This is a genomic window from Paenibacillus sp. 2TAB23 (assembly GCF_052115165.1).
Lineage (GTDB): Bacteria > Bacillota > Bacilli > Paenibacillales > Paenibacillaceae > Pristimantibacillus.
Genome location: NZ_JBFRGD010000002.1, coordinates 96,915 through 116,757 on the forward strand (window position 1 = coordinate 96,915; position 19,843 = coordinate 116,757).

Below are 19,843 nucleotides of genomic sequence, written 5' to 3' on the forward strand. Positions count from 1 at the left end.
ATTAAACAAATTATGAATAGCCTTTCTCCTTGCTTTGCGGTATGCTATGAAGAATAAATCATAGCAATGACCTATTAAGAGATGTGGCAAGGAGAGGGCAATCATATGAATTTCACAAAAATGAACGGTTTAGGAAACGATTTCGTAGTCATCGCAGGCGAGCAGCAGCTGCCAGCGGATGTAGCCGATTTGGCTATTAGGCTTTGCAACCGGTTTTTCGGTATCGGGGCAGACGGCCTTGTTTATATTCTTCCTTCTGAGATCGCGGATTTCCGGATGCGCATCATTAATTCCGACGGCTCGGAAGCCGAGCAATGCGGCAATGCCATTCGCTGTGTATCCAAATATGTGTACGATAATGGACTAACCGATAAAAAAGAGATTACGATCGAAACGTTGGGAGCAGGCGCTCAGAAGGTTCAGCTTACCGTTGATAATGGCGAGGTAACCTCTGTCCGCGTCGACATGGGCGAGCCTATTCTGAACGGGCTTCAGGTTCCGACAACGATTGACGCTGAACGCGTAATCGAGCATCCAATCGAGGTTGACGGACGTGAATTCCGTTTCACAGCGGTGTCGATGGGCAATCCTCACTGTGTCATTTATGTAGATGATGCAGCCAGCTTTGATCTGAATACGTGGGGCCCTAAGCTTGAGACACATCCGTTATTCCCGCGCAAAATTAACGTAGAATTCGTAACGGTCAATTCCCGTACGCATACGGACATGCGCGTATGGGAGCGCGGCGCAGGCCCGACTCTTGCTTGCGGCACGGGCGCTTGCGCAACAGTCGTGGCTTCGGTGCTGAATGGCGCTACAGATCGTACCGCTACTGTATCTTTAAAAGGCGGAGATCTTCTGATTGAATGGAATGAATCGGATAACCATGTTTATATGTCTGGCCCTGCGGCCGTTTCGTACCGCGGTAATTTTTAAGAGCAACGTAAGATGGGTGGAATGAATAAAATGAAACCGGATTTAAGGGAAGCGCTCCAGCAGCGTATCTTGACCGGGGACGGCGCGATGGGAACCTATCTGTATCAGATGGGGTTCCCTGTCGGCGTTTCTTATGAAGAATTCAATACGATTCGTCCAGATGTGATTGAGAATATCCACCGCCGCTATTATGAGGCTGGTGCACGCGTTATCGAGACGAATACGTTTTCAGCTAATAATGAGAAGCTTTCGAAATACGGCTTGGAGCACGAGATGGATGCCATCAATCGCGCCGGCGTGCGTGCTGCTCGCGCTGCGATTGGCGAGGATGCCTACGTCGTTGGAGCCGTCGGCTCTATCCGTGACGGGAAGCTTAAAAACCTGCGAACCGCAAAAGTAATCGAAGCCTATCAGCGCCAAATGCATGCTTTGCTTGAAGAAGGCGTTGACGGCTTGCTGCTCGAAACATTCTATGATCTTGATGAGATGCTGCTCGCGCTTCGTATCGCAAGAGCGGCTTCGAACCTGCCTGTTATTTGCCAATTTGCCGTGGAGGACGTTGGTCGTACACAGGAAGGCAATGGCATGAAGAGTGCTTTTGACCAATTGCAGGAAGAAGGCGCCGATGTCGTCGGCTTTAACTGCCGAAGCGGTCCCAATGGTATTATGCGAGCGATCGATTCGATAACAGGCCCTATAGGCTTGCCTTTGTCCGTATATCCGAATGCGGGTATTCCAGATTACATTGACGGCAAATATACGTATTCCGCCGGCCCGGAATATTTCGCAGAATCTGCTCTGCGCTTTGCTGATCGCGGTGCACGATTAATTGGGGGCTGCTGCGGAACGACGCCGGAGCATATCCAAGCGATTGCGGCTGCACTTGAGAACTATGTTCCGCAAATAGGACAAGCACGAGCACCATTGCCTGTCTTCGAGAAGATTATCGTAAAGCCTGCTGAGAAGCTGGCTGAATCGGACGCCATATCAAGCAAACAAGCCATACAGGAGCCTTCCATTGTAGATCTTGTTAATAAGCGTCATACGGTTATCGTGGAGCTTGATCCGCCACGTGATTTGGATATTCGCAAGTTTATGGACGGAGCGGCTGCGCTCAAAGAAGCGAAGGCGGATGCGGTCACGATGGCCGACAATTCGCTTGCCGTAACCCGAATGAGCAATATCGCGCTTGCTGCGCTTTTGCAGGAGAAGGTCGGCATTAGGCCGCTCGTGCATATCGCTTGCCGCGATCGCAACTTAATTGGAACGCAGTCCCATATGATGGGTCTGGATGCACTCGATATCGATCATGTGCTCGCGGTGACCGGCGATCCGGCTCGATTCGGCGATTTGCCGGATTCAAGCTCCGTGTATGACTTGACATCCTTCGAGATGATTCGGATGATCAAACAGTTGAACGACGGAACGGCTTTCTCCGGCAAGCCGTTGAAGCAGAAAGCTAAATTCGTCGTTGGAGCTGCTTTTAATCCGAATGTGAAGCATTTGGACAAGGCTGTTCAGCGGCTCGAGCGCAAAATCAAATCGGGTGCGGACTATATTATGACGCAGCCCGTATATGATCCGGCACTTATCGAGCGAATTGCGGAATCTACGAAGCATTTGTCCGTTCCCGTATTTATCGGCATTATGCCGCTTGCCAGCGGACGCAATGCCGAGTACCTCCACAACGAGGTGCCGGGAATTCAGCTGTCGGACGAGGTGCGCGCTAGAATGGCCGGACTTGAAGGAGAAGCTGGCAGAGCGGAAGGCGTTCAGATTGCCAAGGAACTGCTCGATGCTGCTTTGCCGCATTTCAAAGGCATTTATTTAATTACTCCGTTTATGTTTTATGATATGGGCGTCCAGCTTACACAGTACGTTTGGCAGAAAACAGAGCGTATGTAGCTAAATTGTGAAGAAACGATGCGGAAACGAGCCTTTTTTGCTTGTTTTCGCATTTTCGCTTGTTCGTTGACGAAAAATCAATTAAAATAAAGCAAGGATACAGTTGCCACACTTTCAAAGCATGGCAAGGACAGGCCGTTTACAAACGGCAGCGGTAGGTGCATTCGTCTAAGCGGAGAAGTATGCAAGGCGCTTTTTTCGTCAACAATAGTGCAGTAGTTCTGTCGGTATTTGGCAAGAACGCAAAGTTGTCGTATTCACATTATCTAAATATATACTAGTCATTCACACTTGCAGACAGATGCACAGGGTAGACCGTAGGCGGGGGAGGAAACCAGGCTTGGCTATTAAACTCATTAATATCGGATTCGGCAATATTGTATCTGCAAACCGCATTATTTCAATCGTAAGCCCGGAATCAGCTCCGATTAAACGAATCATTCAAGAAGCCCGCGACCGCCATATGCTTATTGATGCTACATATGGACGACGCACGCGCGCTGTAATTATTACGGATAGCGATCATGTGATATTGTCGGCTGTTCAGCCCGAAACGGTTGCACACCGCTTATCCACTAAGGACGACGATAACGACGAATAGTACGGGGAGTCATATGGATAAGGGATTGTTAATTGTACTGTCAGGCCCTTCTGGGGTCGGCAAAGGGACGGTTTGTTCCGTTCTTCGTAATAAGGTTCCTGAGCTTGTCTATTCGGTGTCGGCAACGACCAGATTGCCGCGTCAGGGTGAAGTGGATGGAGTCAACTATTTTTTCAAAAGCCGTGAGCAGTTTCAAGATATGATTGCGCGTGACGCACTTCTTGAGCATGCTGAATATGTTGGTAATTACTACGGGACGCCGCGAGATTTCGTGGAGCGCACGTTAGCAAGCGGCAAGGATGTCATTCTGGAAATCGAAGTTCAAGGTGCGCTGAAGGTGAAGCAAAAGTTCCCCGAGGGCATTTTCGTATTTTTATTGCCACCATCCTTGGATGAGCTGAAGCAGCGTATAACGGGCCGTGGCACCGAATCTTTGGATACGATCAATAATCGCATGTCTGTAGCGGTCGATGAAATGAACTTACTTGGCCACTATGATTATGCGGTATTGAATGATGAGATAGATGCTGCATGCGATCGTATTCGCAGCATCATGATAGCCGAGCATTGCCGAAGAGAAAGATATTTACCGTACGTTTCGGGCATGGTCGCCGCAATTGAGAAAGCATGAGTGAGGAGAATGAACGATGTTATATCCGTCCATTGACGAAATGGTGAAAAAAGTTGACAGTAAATACACGCTAGTGGTAGCAGCTTCCAGACGTGCTCGCATGCTCCGTAATGGAGACAAATCGGAATTGAGAAATCCGCGGTCCCGCAAGTATGTTGGCGTTGCGCTAGAAGAAATTTACGGCGACATTCTCCAAGTGGAAAACCTCGCTACAAAAGAGGACTAAACAGCAGTTTTTAAATAATTTTTATGTAGAGCGGAGCGCTTACTGGTAACAGTAAGCGCTCCGTTTCTGTGTTTAACAGCGCGATAACTTCTCGTTTCCAATGACTTTTGTTAAAATAATGGAAACCAGCTTCATGCATGTTCGTCTAATAATTATACATAGGAGGTAAATATGGAACCGTTGCTAATTGCTATTATTTTTTTAATCGTGTCGATGCTGCTATTGTCCGTTGTAATTCGCGGAGCGATTGATTCTTCCAAACTTACCAAACAAATGGTGGAGCTTAACGAGGAATTGAGGCTGCTCAGAAAAGATATTCAAAATAGCAAGCATATTGTGGATAAGCGCGTATAGTTTAATGTTGCTCTTATTAGGATAGGAGGTATGCAAAGTGGCGAGTGAAAAGGAAATTCAAGAAATGAAGCGATCCTTGGAGAAGCTTGAGGAGCAGGTGGAGCAGCTAAAATCACAACCAAAGGGCAGTCGTTCAGGCATTGCAAGCTTTGCCATCGCTTTTGCCATTGTGTTTATAGGAATCATCCTGTTTATTGGCATATTTCAGTTTATTAGTCATTAATTTCCGAATAATAAAAGCCGCTTTCCCGCAGCGGCTTCTTGCTTTATAATTGATAATAGTTATCAATGATGAAAGGATTTCATCGCAGCTCCAAGGAATACATGTATGGCGGGGACGATAGTTAGGCTTGGTGTTGGCAAGTCTGTAGTCCTATCAGAGGAGGACGAATCTTGTTTTTGAAAAAAGTCCCGTTAAAGCGGAAAAATAGTAAGCAGCATGACTACTATAAAATTGTTGAATCCTACCGCGATGAGAACGGCAAACCGAAGCATCGATTGGTTGCGAATATCGGTGAATTGACGCTGGAAGCTGCTGAGCAATGGAGAAAGCAGCTGCGTGCGGGCATCATGCCTGAATCGCTGTGCTTCTCAAGAGAAGATGGTAGCACGAGTGAAAGTCAGGCAATTCCAAATTCAGGGATAGAGAAAATAGCTGCAGGGTCGGAATGGATAGAAAAGGCGCTGGACTATATTAAAAAGAATTATGCTGGAGAGATGACTAGGTCTGCGGAAGCGAAGCGAGCGTGTGTTAGTCCGGAGCATTTCTCTCGGGTGTTCAAACGCCATACCGGGAAGACGTTTAAAGAGTATGTAACCGAGCTCCGTATCCGTGCCGCTCAGGAGCAGCTGTTCACTTCCAAAAAAGACTTGTATGAAACTGCGCTGAGCGTGGGCTACAAGGATGGCTTCTATTTGAGTCGCCGCTTTAAGCAGATAACAGGGGACGCACCGACTATTTATTTGAAACGTCCCAAGCGAATTGCCACATTATCCTATAACTATTCGGCTAGTTTGTTTACGCTTGGTGTCACGCCTTCTCTGGCCGTTGTCTCCAATTGGACACTAGACCTATTTGGACAGGAAGCTGCAAGAAGCAAGATTCATTTATTCCAAAACGTACCGAAAGATTTGTACGCAGCGATTAAACCGACATCTCCTGATTTGATTTTGAATTATGTTTCGAACGAGGAGAGCTCGGAGGAGCTTCGGCGTATTTCACCGTTAGTGTCGCTGCCATTCGAACAAATGAATTGGGATGAGCAGTTTATGCGTATTGCAGAAATTGTTGATCGCTCTCTCGCAGCCAAGGATTGCCTTAAGCGGCTTGAAGAGCTTGCAGGCCGCGCGAGTCGTGAATTGGATCATTGCCTTGGCAAACGGGGTACGGCGGTCGTAATCGAGCTTGGTGCCGAAACCAGCTATGTGTTTGGAGACAAGTGGGGAAGGGCGTCCCATCTTCTATACGATACGCTCCAGTTTGCACCGCCGCTTAGCATGATGGAGAACGGCACCCACCGAATTGGATATGTGGAGATGCCAACGGAGGAGGTTCATTCTTTTGCAGCTGATCATATGTTCATTGTCCTGCCTAAGGATCAAAAGGAACGGATCAAAGTACAAAATATTATAAACCGCCGCTGCTGGCAGCTGCTTCCCGCTTATCAAAACAAGCATATATATAGCATTGACGGACAAGCTTTTTATGGATTTGATCCGGCTTCAACAGAGAAGCAGCTAAAGGACATTGTCCATTTTATTTCAAAGAGCACCTCGTAGAGGTCATGAGAATATCACATTTAGCTATGGACGCGTAACTTCACAAGCTGTTACTGTTATTTCATGAGAATGGTAATCATTCGCATCAAAATAACAGATGGAAAGAGGAACTGAAGAATGCAAAGCTGGAGAAAGAGATTAGGACTGGGGACGGTTGTACTTTCATTAATTACCTTACTAGCGGCCTGCGGCGGGAATAATGCAGGTACAAACGAGGCGGCTAACCAAACGAACAATGCTGCCGTATCGCCATCGCCATCCGCTAGCCCAACAGAGGCTGTGGATGAGAATGCTACACGGATTTACAAATCAATTAACGGTGACGTGGAAATACCGGCCAACCCTAAGCGGATTGTAGCGGATCAATATTTGCAGACGATGCTCGCGCTTGGTGTAAAGCCTGTCGGTGCAGACCAATATTACATAGATAATCCTTACACAAAGGACTTGGCAGCGGGAATCGAAGGAATTGGCGAGAGAAGCACTATTAACCTGGAGAAAGTCGTATCGCTTGAGCCCGACCTAATCATTACGGCGACAGAGGATGCGAATGTCTATGACCAGCTTTCCAAAATTGCCCCAACTGTCGCGATTCCATTCGGCACGAATGCCACGTTCAAGGGCGTGCATGCCGAGATGAGAGGAATTGCGGAGCTGCTCGGCAAACAGGCGGAAGCAGAAACTTGGTTAACGGCTTACGATGGGAAGATAGTGGAGCTTAGAGGCAAGCTTTCTGGAAAAGTAAGCAAGGATGAAACCTTCTCCATTTTTGAATCGGGTGGGAAAACGACATATACGTTTGGTGATAACTTTGGCAGGGGCGGTCAAGCAATATACGGCGCATTGCAGCTCCAGCCGACTGAACGCATTCGGAGCGAGCTGTTCGGCGATACGCAGTGGAAGGAGCTCGCACTCGAATTGCTTCCTGATTATGCAGGCGACCATATTCTGCTGTTTTCAGAGACCGGCAATGACGAGTTTAAGAAAACAGAAATATGGAACTCGCTGGCTGCTGTAAAAAACAACCGTGTTCACGAGCTGGCCGCTGACCGTTTCTGGTATTTTGATCCCGTATCGATTCTAGCGCAAGCAGAGGAAATTACAGCAATGCTGATTGGAGAATAATGATCAGCACAACGAAAGAGCCGCTCGGCATGCATGGCCGAGCAGCTCTTTTTTCTTTTTCACATGTATAAGTATGAATAACGGCATCAGATTTGATAAACTAAGGGAATGTCATAATCACATTAGCGATATTCAGCATCGATAATATGAAGCTGTATTTTGAGAAAAAGGAAGTTGAGATCGATGAATGAACATACTGTGATAGAAAATTCACCTGCATTATCCAAGTGCATCGTTTGGGGAGCAGTCGAAAACTGTTTTTCGCTAAATTATGAGGTGGACATTTCGCTGGTCAGCAATATTAGCATTATTCCAACGGTTGGGGACGGGTATGTCGTCATGCAGCTTGAGGACGGACGATGGGAGCTTGCAGGGGGGACGCTCGAGCCGGGCGAGCATCATCTTGATGCTTTGAAGAGAGAGGTGCTGGAGGAGCTGGGAGCTGAGCTGACAGATTATACGCTGTTTGGATGCTTCAATTGTCATTCCTCAGCCAGCCAGCCTTATCGGCCGCATATTCCGCATCCGAATTTCGTTAGGATGGTTGGGTATGGCGAGGTCAAGCTAACAGGAAAGCCGCTGAACCCGCCGGATGGCGAGCAGGTGGCATTAGTAGAAGTGGTATCGATCGACGAAGCTGTGAGAAGGTTTGAGGAAATCGGGCGATTTGATATTGCTGAGCTTTATGCGATGGCACACCGGTTGAAGCACGCATAGGAGGGGCGCAGCCGATTAGGAATGCTGAGCCTCCCGCTTTTTTTAATTGAAAACGATAGGGTCTGGTTAGATTTTGATGCTGCATATGTTATGATAGTTGATGGGAATTGCGATTCATGGACGAATGAACAGGAGGGAACGGAATGGACAAATTACGTTATCCGATTGGCAGGTACTCGTTCGAGGGAATGACCAATAAACATCGTGAACAGTGGATTGTCGACATCGAGAGACTGCCTGGTCAGCTCAGCGCTGCTTTAGCGGAATTGGACGATGAACAGCTGGATACTTCTTATCGGAGCGGCAGCTGGAGCGTTAGGCAGGTCGCACATCATCTTGCGGATGCATCGATGAATTATTTTTCACGCTTCAAGCTCGCGCTTACGGAGAATAATCCGACGATCAAGCCTTTTAATGAAGAGCGCTGGGCCGAAACCGCCGACAGCCTCCAAGCGTCAGCTGCAATCAGCCTTTCAATCGTGGAAGGTATTCATGCACGCTTGGTGCTTTTGCTGCGCTCGATGGAGACGGCCGACTTTGATAAAATGTTCTACCACCCAGAGAAGGGAAGCCAGATTGGCTTAGCTTACTTCTTAGGGTACGTAGCTTGGCACGGAAAGCATCACGTTGCGCAAATCACGAGCTTGAGAGAGCGTAAGGATTGGTGAGCGTTGCCGCCTTGCTAAGACGAACTTGCCCTTTTAAAATAACAAATGATAAGCCAGCGTCCTAGCGGGCGCGTCAGCTTAATGCGGAACGGAATCTTGTATTCAGAGTGGCTTTTAGCCGTTTACGCTTGATAGGAGATACACCATGCTAAAAGGAAAAACCATTATACTCGGCATTACAGGCGGAATCGCAGCTTATAAAGGCGCGGCGCTCTGCAGTAAGCTAGTTCAGGCAGGAGCAACCGTGCATGTCATTATGACCGAATCAGCAACGAAGTTCATCACGCCGCTTACTTTGCAAACGTTGTCGCGCAACCCTGTTCATATCGATACGTTTGACGAGCGTGACCCTGCTGTCGTCTCGCATATTCATTTGGCTGACCACGCAGATCTAATCGTGATTGCTCCGGCTACTGCCAATGCCATTGCCAAGCTAGCCGGAGGCCACGCTGATGATATGCTCAGCACGACACTGCTGGCAGCAACAAGTCCGATACTTATTGCTCCGGCCATGAATGTACATATGTATGAGCATCCTGCGGTTGTCAGCAATTTAGAGCTGCTGGCAGCACGCGGGGTGATGTTTGTTGAGCCGGGAACAGGTCAGCTCGCTTGCGGCTATGTAGCCAAAGGCCGGCTTGCTGAGCCCGAGGATATTGTGGCAGCAATTGGCTCTTGGTTCAGCAGGGGAGCCAAGCTGAAAGGCAAACGCGTACTCGTTACCGCTGGCGGTACAATGGAGAGACTGGATCCTGTCCGGTTTCTGACAAACGACTCGTCAGGCAAAATGGGATTTGCGATTGCGGAAGCCGCACAGCTGATGGGAGCGGATGTAACGCTAATTGCAGGAAGAACAACGGCTGCTATTCCTTCTGGGGTGAACGTCATTCGGGTGGAATCGGCGCAGGAAATGCTGGAAGCAGTGTCTGGCAGGTTCGCGAATATGGATATCGTCATCAAGGCTGCGGCGGTCGCGGATTACAGGGCAGCTCAGGTCAGCGATCAGAAGCTGAAAAAAACGGGCGAAAAGCTCGTACTGGAGCTTGAACGTACGGTAGACATTCTTGAGACGCTGGGACAGCGGAAGCAGCATCAATTTTTAGTCGGCTTTGCCGCGGAAACGGACCAAGTTGAGCACTATGCAATGGACAAGCTTCGACGTAAAAATTGCGACCTTATCGTAGCCAATGATGTAGGCAAGGACGGAGCTGGCTTCAACGGGGATACGAACATCGTTCAAGTATACAGCCCGGAGGGTTTATTGGATTCAATGCCGCTGCTGTCGAAGCGCGAGGTTGCGACCCGCTTGCTTGAGCTGATTGAAGCGCGGATGAACGCTGCTGGAGGGAGCAGCAAATGATTGCCAAAGTCATTGTAGACGTGCCGAGCCGCCAGACGGATCGGCCGTTTGATTATGAGGTGCCTGCTGCATTTGCCGACTGGATCGAGGTAGGCAGCCGTGTCGGAGTACCCTTCGGAGGGCGCGTGCTGCAAGGATTCGTGACTGAGCTTTCCGATACGTCGGATTTTGATTCGAAGCGGTTGAAGCCGATTGCCGAGCTGCTCGATCATGTGCCCCCGCTGCTTCCTGACTTGATCGAGTTGGCGAAATGGATGAGCGAGAAATATTGCTGCTCTTGGACAACGGCGCTGCAGGCAATGATACCGGGAGCCTTGAAGGGCAAGGCGGAAAGACTCGTCTGCATTCAAGACGCGGAATCAGCTAGTGAGGACTTGCCGCTTGCCATGACTGAGTGGATGGGCAGCCAGCTGGTTAAGCTGGATGTGCTGCTCGAGCGATTCCCTGAATACGCAAAGTCAGTGAAGTCCGCGCTGCGGGAAGGGGTGCTGGTTGAGCATACGAAGGTGCGGGATCGACTGGCTGTTCGCAAGGTGCTAACCGTTTATGTTCCCGATGATGTAGAGATGGTCCGTACTCAATTAGAGGCATTGCCGGCGCGGGCGGGTAAGCAGCGCGAAGTTCTTGCTTTCATGCTGGAGCGAGGAGAGCCAATGGTGCTCCAGCAGCTTCTTGCTGAAGCGGGAGGCTCGGCTGCAAGCGTCCGCTCGCTGGCCGAGAAAGGACTGCTTGAGCTGAGAGAGGTTGAGCAGCAGCGCGATCCTTATGCAGGCAGGGAATTTGAGCGAACGATGCCGCTTGCATTGACCGAGGGTCAGAACGAGGTATACGACCGGATCATAAGAGCCGTTGATGCGGGCGAGTCGAGGACGATGCTGCTGCTTGGCGTTACGGGGAGCGGGAAGACAGAGGTTTATTTGCAGTCCATCCAATTTTGTTTGGAGCAGGAAAAGCAAGCGATCGTACTGGTTCCGGAAATCTCCTTGACCCCCCAGATGGTGGAACGTTTCAAGGGACGTTTCGGCGATGCTGTAGCTGTTCTCCACAGCAGGCTCTCTAACGGGGAGCGTTACGACGAGTGGCGCAAAATCCGCAGCCGTCAGGTACAGGTCGCGATTGGGGCTCGGTCAGCTATATTTGCACCCTTTGAGCGCATTGGGCTTATTATAATTGACGAGGAGCATGAATCTTCCTACAAGCAGGAGGAGAGTCCGAAATATCATGCGCGCGACGTAGCCGTTCGCAGGGCAAGACAGCATGGGGCTGCGGTAGTACTCGGCTCCGCGACGCCTTCCCTTGAGTCTTTCGCCGCGGCAAGCAGGCCGTTGACAGCTAAGGATGAAGGACGAGAGCCGGCTCTGCTTCCTATGCCCGTGCGTGTAGGCGGGAGGCCGCTGCCGCCTGTCTCCGTCATCGATATGCGCGAGGAACTGAAGGAAGGCAATCGTTCCATGTTCAGCCGCCTGCTTCACAGCTCGCTTGCCGACAGGCTGGAGCGCGGCGAGCAATCGGTGCTGCTTCTTAATCGAAGAGGGTATTCGACCTTTGTGATGTGCCGCTCTTGCGGCTACACAGCAGCTTGTCCTCATTGTGACATTTCACTAACCTACCATCAGAAATCACGGGCGCTGCGCTGCCACTATTGCGGCCATGCAGAGCAGGCACCGGCCACTTGTCCTTCTTGTCAAAGCGAGCATATCCGTTATTTCGGGACCGGAACCCAGCGGGTAGAGGAGGAGCTCTCCAAGCTTTTCCCTGGCATTAGGGTCATTCGGATGGATGTGGATACTACGACCGAAAAAAACTCGCATGAGAAGCTGCTGAAGCAGTTCGGCGACCGGAAGGCAGATGTATTGCTAGGCACTCAAATGGTGGCTAAAGGACTTGATTTCCCTTTTGTCACGCTTGTCGGCGTTATTGCAGCGGATACCTCGCTTAATCTGCCTGATTTCCGCGCAGCAGAGCGTACGTTTCAATTGCTCACCCAGGTTGCCGGACGCGCGGGGAGGCATCATTTGCCTGGCGAGGTCGTTATTCAAACCTACGTGCCTGAGCATTATGCCGTCGTTACGGCGCAGCAGCATGATTACGCAGCATTTGTCAGCGAGGAGCTTCGCCATCGCAGCGCAATGGGATATCCGCCATACTGCAGGCTGATTCTAGTCACGATGTCGCATGAGCAGCTGCCGCTGCTGTCTACCGTCAGTGAGGGATTTGCTTCAGAGCTGCGCGAGATTGCCGAGAATGAAGGGGTTCTGATTTCGCTAAGCAGCGGTTTTGGGAGAGCGCTTGAAGTGCTTGGCCCAGTTGCGTCGCCGATTTCAAGAATCAAAGATCGCTACCGTTTTCAATGTGTGATAAAATATCGGGGGAGCATCGATGCTTCCGCGCTTGTCCGGAAAGCGCTCTTGCCATTCACGGGCGGAACGCCGCAGCGCCTTGTGCAATTCAGTATTGACGTGGATCCACAAGTTATATTATAAATAGCTATTACTATTTTAATGATCGTAAAGGAAGGGAATACAATGAGTATCCGTATAATTGTGAAAGAGCCGGACCCGGTATTGCGGGAAGTGGCAAAGGAAGTAACGAAGTTCAACGCAAATTTGCAAAAGTTGCTTAAAGATATGGCAGAGACGATGTACGACGCGGAGGGAGTAGGCCTTGCCGCACCTCAGATCGGTATTTCGAAGCGGGTTATCGTGGTAGATGTCGGCGATGAGAATGGATTGGTGGAAATGGTCAATCCTGTTATTGTGGAGCAGGAAGGCGAACAGCTTGGACCAGAAGGCTGCTTGAGCATTCCGAATCTTAACGGTGACGTATTGCGCGCGGACCGTATCGTAGTTACAGGTCAAGACAGCAGCGGTCAGTCGTTTACGGTCGAGGCAACAGGTTATTTTGCGCGTGCCTTCCAGCATGAGGTCGACCATTTGAACGGTATTTTGTTCACCGATTTGGCGGAGAGTATCTACGACATTTCGGAAAGAGCTAGAAAAGGCGGCGAATAGCTTCATGCGTATCGTATTTATGGGAACGCCGGATTTTGCCGTTCCCTCTTTAAAGCTGCTTCTTGAGCAGCAGTACAATGTCGTTGCCGTAGTCACGCAGCCTGATCGGCCGAAAGGCCGCAAAAAAACGCTCACGCCGCCGCCTGTAAAGGAAGCGGCGTTGTCGTTCAATCTGCCTGTGCTGCAGCCGGAGCGGATGCGCAATGCGGATGCTGTTGCTGCAATCGCGGAGCTGAAGCCGGATTTGATCGTAACGGCGGCCTACGGTCAAATTTTACCGAAGTCACTGCTCGATATCCCACGGCTAGGCTGTATTAATGTGCATGGCTCCTTGCTTCCGAAATATCGCGGCGGAGCGCCTATCCAAAGATCTATTATTAATGGAGAAAGCTCAACGGGCGTCACGATTATGTACATGGCCGAAGGTCTGGATACCGGCGATATGATTAGTGTCGTCGAGCTTCCGATTACGGATGAGGATACTTCCGGTACGATGTTCGATAAGCTAAGTCTCGCAGGCGCAGAGCTGCTGAGAGAAACGCTGCCGTCTATCGTTTCGGGTGAGGCGAAGGCAATTCCGCAGCAGCATGATCAGGCAACTTATGCGCCAAACCTAACGCGTGAGGACGAGCTTATCCATTGGACCAAAACAGCGCGTGAAATTTTCAATCAGGTTCGCGGCTTGTCGCCAATGGCAGGCGCCTTCACTTATTTGAACGGTGAGGTGTTCAAAATATGGTCGTGCGCCGAATCGGAATCTCAGACTTCGAATAAATCGGCAGCACCCGGAGCTGTGCTTGCAGCAGACAGCCAGGGCATTCATGTTCAGACTGGCGATGGCGTTCTTCTATTGAAAGAGATTCAGCCAGCAGGCAAGCGAGTGATGAATGCTGCGGAGTGGCTGAAGGGCGCGCGTCTTGAAACGGGCACTTTGTTAGGCTCGGAGGTGCGGAATGACGGATAGTGGAACACATAAAAAGAACCTGAATCATCAGGGCAGTCAGTCTGTAAACGCCAAGCCGAAAGGGAAAAACGGACATAAGCGTCCTACCTCCGGGAACAAACCAGATCAGGCCGTTCAAGCCTCGCAGCAGGCAGGCAGCCGCAAGGCGAAATCACCGCGTGAGCTGGCTATGGATACGCTGGTCAAGGTTGCGCAGACAGGCGCCTACAGCAATCTGCAGTTGAACCGAACCCTTCAGGACGCGGGACTGCAGAAAGCAGATGCCGGGCTCGTCACAGAGCTCGTGTACGGGACAATCCAGCGTCAAGCCACACTCGATTACTGGCTAGGCCGCTTTGTTTCCAAAGGCTTGAACAAGCTTGAGCCTTGGGTTCACCAGCTGCTCCGAATGAGTGCCTATCAGCTTCTGTATTTGGACAGAATACCTGCGCATGCCGCGGTTAACGAGGCGGTTACCATTGCGAAGAAGCGCGGCCACTCCGGGATTTCCGGCATGGTAAATGGCGTGCTTCGCAGCATTGACCGAGGCCGAGGCGAGCTTCAGGCGTCTGCGATCAAGCACGCCGATCCAATTGTCCAAATCGCACTGCGCCATTCTTATCCCGAATGGCTGGTAAGCCGCTGGGTATCCGCATATGGTGCAGACCAAGCCGAACAGATATGCGCTGCAGGCAATGCACATCCTCATTCAAGCGTTCGTGTCAATACGTTAAAGGGAAGCCGCGAGGATGCGATTGCGCTTCTGACGGAAGCCGGTTACGATGCGAAGCTGTCGGCTGTTGCGCCCGCGGGCATTGCGGTTGAACGCGGCGGCAATCTTGCGGATACGGCCGGATTCCGCGACGGATTATGGTCCGTGCAGGATGAGAGCTCGATGCTCGTTGCGGAGGTTGTAGCGCCGAAAGCAGGCATGCAGGTGCTGGACTGCTGTGCTGCGCCAGGCGGCAAGAGCACACACTTGGCGGAGCTGATGGAGGGCAAAGGCAAGGTATGGGCGAATGATTTGCATGCTCATAAACGAGATTTGATCGTCACGCAATCCGAGCGTCTTAAGCTTCGCAACGTGGAGGCGATTACCGAGGATGCGCTGAAGCTTGCGGATCGCTTTAAGCCGAATTCGATGGACGCCGTGCTGTTGGACGCGCCGTGCTCAGGCTTTGGTGTCATTAAACGAAAGCCCGAAATCAAATGGACCAAAACGTTAGGCGATGTTTCTGATATTGCTGCAGTACAACAACGACTGCTAAATGCAGTATGCGATTTAGTACGGCCAGGCGGCGTGCTCGTGTACAGTACTTGTACGATTGAGAGAGACGAGAATGAGAAGCAGATTGCCCACTTTCTACAGGCGCATTCTGAATTTGAATTAGATCCGGGCTGGCCGGAACCGATCCTGGATCAGCTTAGGAAGGCCGGTGTGATCGATGAGCATTTCGAAGGTCAAGCACAGCTGCTTCCGCAGCATTTTGACAGTGACGGCTTTTACATTGCAAGGATGATTAAACGCTCTTAAGCGGCGCTTATGGCTGAACATGGGCGTTTGTGGTAAAATAAATCGATGGCGGCATTCCGAACATGGAGCCGCCCTACTATAAGGTACAGGTGTGATGAAATGAAACCATGCATATATGACTACACGCTCGAACAGCTTCAACAATGGATGAAAGACAACGGAGAGCCCGCATTTCGAGGCGGACAGTTGTTTGATTGGCTTTATGTGAAGCGGGTAAAGAGCTTTGAAGATATGTCCAACCTATCCAAGACGCTGCGCGATAAGCTTGAAGAGAGCTTTCAGTTTGTAACGCTCAGCGAAATAACGAAGTTCGAATCGAAGGATGGAACGGTTAAGTTTCTGTTTGGCCTTCACGATGCGCATGCAATTGAAACGGTTATTATGCGCCACAACTATGGCAACAGCATCTGCGTAACGACTCAGGTCGGCTGCCGGATCGGCTGCACGTTCTGCGCATCGACGCTCGGCGGATTGAAACGGAATCTGACCGCAGGCGAAATCGTAGCGCAGGTGGTAACGGCTCAACAGATGCTTGATGCTACCGGAGAGCGTGTATCAAGCATCGTAATTATGGGCTCGGGCGAACCGTTCGAGAACTATGACGCCACGATGACGTTTCTTCGCATCATGATTCACGAGAAGGGACTGAATATTGGCCAACGCCATATTACGGTATCGACGAGCGGTATTGTGCCGAGCATGTACAAATTCGCGGAGGAAAATACGCAAATTAACCTTGCCCTATCGATTCATGCGCCGAATGACGCGCTGCGCTCGAAGCTTATGCCGGTTAACCGTCGTTTCCCATTCGATGATGTAATGGCTGCCTGCCATAACTATATCGCCAAAACAGGTCGGAGAATCACGTTCGAATACGCCTTGATTGGCGGAGTAAATGACCGCGCAGAGCATGCTCAGGAGCTGGCGGATGTATTGCAAGGCATGCTGTGTCATGTCAACTTGATTCCAGTTAACCATGTTCCTGAACGAAACTACGTTCGAACACCTCGCGAGGACATATTTGAATTCCAACGCGTATTGGAACGGAATAAAGTGAGCGTTACGATTCGTAGGGAGCAAGGACATGATATTGCGGCTGCATGCGGCCAGTTAAGAGCGAAACATATGGAGTCTCAGGCGAGGTGATGACTGATTGTTAACGGCAAACCGCAGTGATATTGGACGGGTTCGTCATGTGAATGAAGATCAATCATGGGTTAGTCAATTGAATAATGGGATTACGCTTGCCATCGTAGCAGATGGCATGGGCGGCCATCAAGCCGGGGACGTCGCCAGCCAAAAGGCTGTAGACGCGTTCCGCAGCATGCTGGAGCAAAGCGCAGCGAAAGCTGACTTGTCATTGCAGGAAGGGAAAATGCTTATTCGCCAAGCGATTTCGCAAGCGAATGAAGCCGTTTTCGAGATGGCCTCACGCAATGAGCGCTACCATAACATGGGTACCACCATCGTTGCTGCGCTCGTTAAGCAGAATAATGCTATTATTGGACATGTTGGCGACAGCCGTGCATACAAGATTAAAGAAGGCGTGATCACGCAAATTACGAATGATCATACGCTCGTTAACGAATTGGTCAAATCAGGCCAGCTGAGTGCCGAGGAAGCTGCCCATCATCCGCGCCGCAATGTGCTTACACGCGCAGTCGGTACGGATTCGCAAGTCGAGATCGAAGTGCAATCGGTGGAATGGTCGCCGGAAGACGTCCTGCTGCTTTGCAGCGACGGATTATCGAATCTGGTGAGCGAGCAGCAAATGCTGCAAACGGTCACGACAGAGCAGCTGGAGCTGGAAGCCAAAGCTGATCATCTCATTCAGCTTGCACTGCATGCTGGCGGGGACGACAACATTACAGTCGTTCTTCTGCAAGAAGCGGGCAGCACGAATCGAGGGGAGTGACTAGGATGATCGGACAGGATTTAGGCGGACGATATGAAATATTGACACGTATCGGCGGAGGCGGAATGGCGCTTGTTTACAAAGCGCATGATGTGCTGCTGAATCGCAAGGTTGCGGTAAAGGTGCTGCGGCAGCAATTTGTGCATGACGAGGAGTTTATACGAAGGTTTCGTCGTGAGGCACAGTCGGCGGCTGCGCTGTCTCATCCGAACGTCGTCAGCATCTATGATGTAGGACAAGAAGAAGATATTCATTATATCGTAATGGAGTACATTGAAGGCCACAACTTAAATGAAATTATACAAGAGCGTGCGCCGTTGCAGCCTGAAGAAGCGGTGCGCATTGCCATGCAAATCGCTGATGCTCTCGATCATGCGCATCAGAATCATATTATCCACCGCGATATTAAGCCTCATAACATTTTAATCGGAAAAAACGGACGAGTGAAGGTAACGGATTTCGGGATTGCCCGCGCGGTTACATCATCGACGATCACACAGACGGGATCCGTCATCGGATCTGTCCACTATTTCTCCCCTGAGCATGCCAAGGGGGTCAATACCGGAGAGAAGTCTGATCTATATTCACTTGGTATTGTACTCTACCAAATGCTGACTGCGAAGCTGCCGTTTCTTGGCGAGAGCCCAATTAGTGTTGCACTCAAGCATTTGCAGGAAAATTTCGAGGATCCTCGTGTCGTAAATCCTCATATTCCGCAAAGCGTAGAGAATGTTATCCTCAAAGCGATGCGGAAAAACCCGAGTGAACGTTACGCTTCTGCTCATGAAATGCAAGCAGATCTGGATACATGTCTTCGTCCCGATCGACTGAAGGAACCGAAAATCACTTTTGTTCATGTCAATGATATGGAAGAGACGCGAGTGATGCCTGCTATACGCGGCGATATTAGAGCGGTAGATACTGTCGAGAGAGAGCGTCCTATTGCCACTGCTGCAGCATCCGGCGAAAAGGCTACCATTGATGAAGTGCCGGTGAAGCCTAAAGGCTGGAAGAAGCCGTTAACAGTCGTTGGCGTTACCCTTGTAATATTAGGACTGTTCATCGGCGGCTTTATTTGGCTGCTTGGCGTTCTGGACGTGGCTGAGGTTGATGTGCCTTATGTCGTTGGCAAGACGGAAACCGAAGCTAGACAAATGATTGAGGCTGCGGGCCTCAAAGTAGAGGATCCTGTTGTCCATGAGCACAATAAGGAAATTCCGAAGGATCAGGTGCTTAGTCAGTCGAAGAAGAATATGAAGGTCAAGGAAGGCTCGCTTATTCAAATTACGGTAAGTGACGGACCTGAGCTGGAAGAGCTCGGCAATTATGTAGGGAAAGCGCTGCAGACAGCTATCGATGAGCTTGGTGCGCTTGGCATCGCCGAGGATCAGATTGTCATTGATCCTGTGTTCAGTGAGGAGGCTCCCGATACGATTATTCAGCAGTCTCCGAAGCCAGGCGAGGAGTACAACCCGGAATCCGTAGAGTTTACCTTCATGGTCAGTAAAGGCCGCGAAACCGTTCCTATGCCGAACCTGATCGGTAAAAGCTTGGATGAAGCGAAGGATCTAATCAAGGCGAATGAGCTGACGCTCGATGACGCAGATATTTTGTATGAGCCGAGCTACTTGCATCAGAAAAACTATGTCATCAGCCAAGATCCTTATAAACCGAAGGACCAAGTGTCCAAAGGAGCTAAACTGTCCATTAGAGTAAGTTCGGGACCGCCTGCTGACGCGAAGGAGCATCAATTCAATATTACGATCTCACCAGCGGAAGCTGGCAAGACGAGTGAAATACGAATCGTTTATTCTGATTCTCGTGGTGAGAATATTGAGTGGGATAAACGCCAAATCACGACAACCCAAACGTTTCCTGTTACCGTACTCGTAGCACCAGATACCGAAGCAAGGGTGACGGTTTACCGAGATAACCAGTTTATCGATACGAAAACCATTACCTATGAAGAACTATTGCAAGGATCGAATTCATCCACCTTGAACATTCCGGGTGAAGAAGTGCAGCCGACAGAAGCACCGGCACAAGCGGAGGTTACCGAAAGCGATGAGCCAATTGAAGAAGAGCAGCAAGAACAGCAGCAAGAGCAGCAACAAGAGCAGTCAGAGCAGCAGCCTTAG

Annotated in this window: 19 protein-coding genes; all 19 read left to right on the plus strand. The window is 50.2% G+C overall.

The window, feature by feature from the left end:
• Positions 1-105 precede the first annotated feature (105 nt).
• The 19 genes from dapF (at position 106) to pknB (ending at position 19,843) form a co-directional block, all read left to right on the plus strand.
• Positions 106-936: a diaminopimelate epimerase gene (gene dapF / locus AB4Z29_RS03110; RefSeq protein WP_441941665.1), complete on the plus strand. Its 831-nt coding sequence runs from the start codon at positions 106-108 to the stop codon at positions 934-936.
• Between the two features lie 30 nt (positions 937-966).
• A complete protein-coding gene (locus AB4Z29_RS03115; protein ID WP_441941666.1) occupies positions 967-2,841 on the plus strand; it encodes a bifunctional homocysteine S-methyltransferase/methylenetetrahydrofolate reductase in 1,875 nt (624 codons plus the stop codon).
• 340 nt (positions 2,842-3,181) lie between these two features.
• Positions 3,182-3,442, plus strand: a complete 261-nt coding sequence (gene remA, locus AB4Z29_RS03120) for an extracellular matrix/biofilm regulator RemA (RefSeq protein ID WP_005548256.1) — start codon at positions 3,182-3,184, stop codon at positions 3,440-3,442.
• Positions 3,443-3,455: 13 nt separating this feature from the next.
• Positions 3,456-4,073 (plus strand): guanylate kinase, encoded by a 618-nt coding sequence (gene gmk / locus AB4Z29_RS03125; RefSeq protein ID WP_183561921.1) that lies wholly within the window; start codon positions 3,456-3,458, stop codon positions 4,071-4,073.
• A gap of 16 nt (positions 4,074-4,089) precedes the next feature.
• Positions 4,090-4,299 (plus strand): DNA-directed RNA polymerase subunit omega, encoded by a 210-nt coding sequence (rpoZ, locus tag AB4Z29_RS03130; RefSeq protein ID WP_441941667.1) that lies wholly within the window; start codon positions 4,090-4,092, stop codon positions 4,297-4,299.
• A gap of 171 nt (positions 4,300-4,470) precedes the next feature.
• Complete coding sequence (locus AB4Z29_RS03135; RefSeq protein WP_441941668.1) at positions 4,471-4,653, plus strand: hypothetical protein; 183 nt, start codon at positions 4,471-4,473, stop codon at positions 4,651-4,653.
• A gap of 37 nt (positions 4,654-4,690) precedes the next feature.
• Positions 4,691-4,876, plus strand: coding sequence for a hypothetical protein (locus AB4Z29_RS03140; protein WP_441941669.1), 186 nt, complete (start codon positions 4,691-4,693; stop codon positions 4,874-4,876).
• Positions 4,877-5,046: 170 nt separating this feature from the next.
• Complete coding sequence (locus tag AB4Z29_RS03145) at positions 5,047-6,432, plus strand: AraC family transcriptional regulator (protein ID WP_441941670.1); 1,386 nt, start codon at positions 5,047-5,049, stop codon at positions 6,430-6,432.
• Positions 6,433-6,549: 117 nt separating this feature from the next.
• The gene (locus tag AB4Z29_RS03150; RefSeq protein WP_441941671.1) at positions 6,550-7,557 is read left to right on the plus strand and encodes an iron-hydroxamate ABC transporter substrate-binding protein; all 1,008 of its coding nucleotides are present in this window, start codon (positions 6,550-6,552) and stop codon (positions 7,555-7,557) included.
• Between the two features lie 183 nt (positions 7,558-7,740).
• On the plus strand, positions 7,741-8,274 hold the full coding sequence (locus AB4Z29_RS03155) for an NUDIX domain-containing protein (protein ID WP_441941672.1): 534 nt from the start codon (positions 7,741-7,743) through the stop codon (positions 8,272-8,274).
• 143 nt (positions 8,275-8,417) lie between these two features.
• A complete protein-coding gene (locus AB4Z29_RS03160; protein WP_441941673.1) occupies positions 8,418-8,942 on the plus strand; it encodes a YfiT family bacillithiol transferase in 525 nt (174 codons plus the stop codon).
• Between the two features lie 145 nt (positions 8,943-9,087).
• Positions 9,088-10,302 carry a bifunctional phosphopantothenoylcysteine decarboxylase/phosphopantothenate--cysteine ligase CoaBC gene (coaBC, locus tag AB4Z29_RS03165; protein WP_441941674.1) on the plus strand — a complete coding sequence of 405 codons (1,215 nt, stop codon included), beginning with the start codon at positions 9,088-9,090 and terminating at the stop codon, positions 10,300-10,302.
• Complete coding sequence (gene priA, locus AB4Z29_RS03170) at positions 10,299-12,785, plus strand: primosomal protein N' (RefSeq protein ID WP_441941675.1); 2,487 nt, start codon at positions 10,299-10,301, stop codon at positions 12,783-12,785. Before coaBC ends, priA begins: the two co-directional genes overlap by 4 nt.
• 42 nt (positions 12,786-12,827) lie before the next feature.
• Positions 12,828-13,313, plus strand: a complete 486-nt coding sequence (gene def, locus AB4Z29_RS03175; protein ID WP_441941676.1) for a peptide deformylase — start codon at positions 12,828-12,830, stop codon at positions 13,311-13,313.
• A 4-nt stretch (positions 13,314-13,317) separates the two neighbouring features.
• Positions 13,318-14,277 carry a methionyl-tRNA formyltransferase gene (gene fmt, locus AB4Z29_RS03180; protein WP_441941677.1) on the plus strand — a complete coding sequence of 320 codons (960 nt, stop codon included), beginning with the start codon at positions 13,318-13,320 and terminating at the stop codon, positions 14,275-14,277.
• On the plus strand, positions 14,267-15,790 hold the full coding sequence (gene rsmB / locus AB4Z29_RS03185) for a 16S rRNA (cytosine(967)-C(5))-methyltransferase RsmB (protein ID WP_441941678.1): 1,524 nt from the start codon (positions 14,267-14,269) through the stop codon (positions 15,788-15,790). The genes fmt and rsmB overlap by 11 nt, the downstream gene beginning before the upstream one ends.
• 99 nt (positions 15,791-15,889) lie before the next feature.
• Positions 15,890-16,936 (plus strand): 23S rRNA (adenine(2503)-C(2))-methyltransferase RlmN, encoded by a 1,047-nt coding sequence (gene rlmN / locus AB4Z29_RS03190; RefSeq protein ID WP_441941679.1) that lies wholly within the window; start codon positions 15,890-15,892, stop codon positions 16,934-16,936.
• Positions 16,937-16,943: 7 nt separating this feature from the next.
• Positions 16,944-17,705, plus strand: coding sequence for a Stp1/IreP family PP2C-type Ser/Thr phosphatase (locus AB4Z29_RS03195; RefSeq protein ID WP_441941680.1), 762 nt, complete (start codon positions 16,944-16,946; stop codon positions 17,703-17,705).
• Between the two features lie 5 nt (positions 17,706-17,710).
• Positions 17,711-19,843: a Stk1 family PASTA domain-containing Ser/Thr kinase gene (gene pknB, locus AB4Z29_RS03200; RefSeq protein ID WP_441941681.1), complete on the plus strand. Its 2,133-nt coding sequence runs from the start codon at positions 17,711-17,713 to the stop codon at positions 19,841-19,843.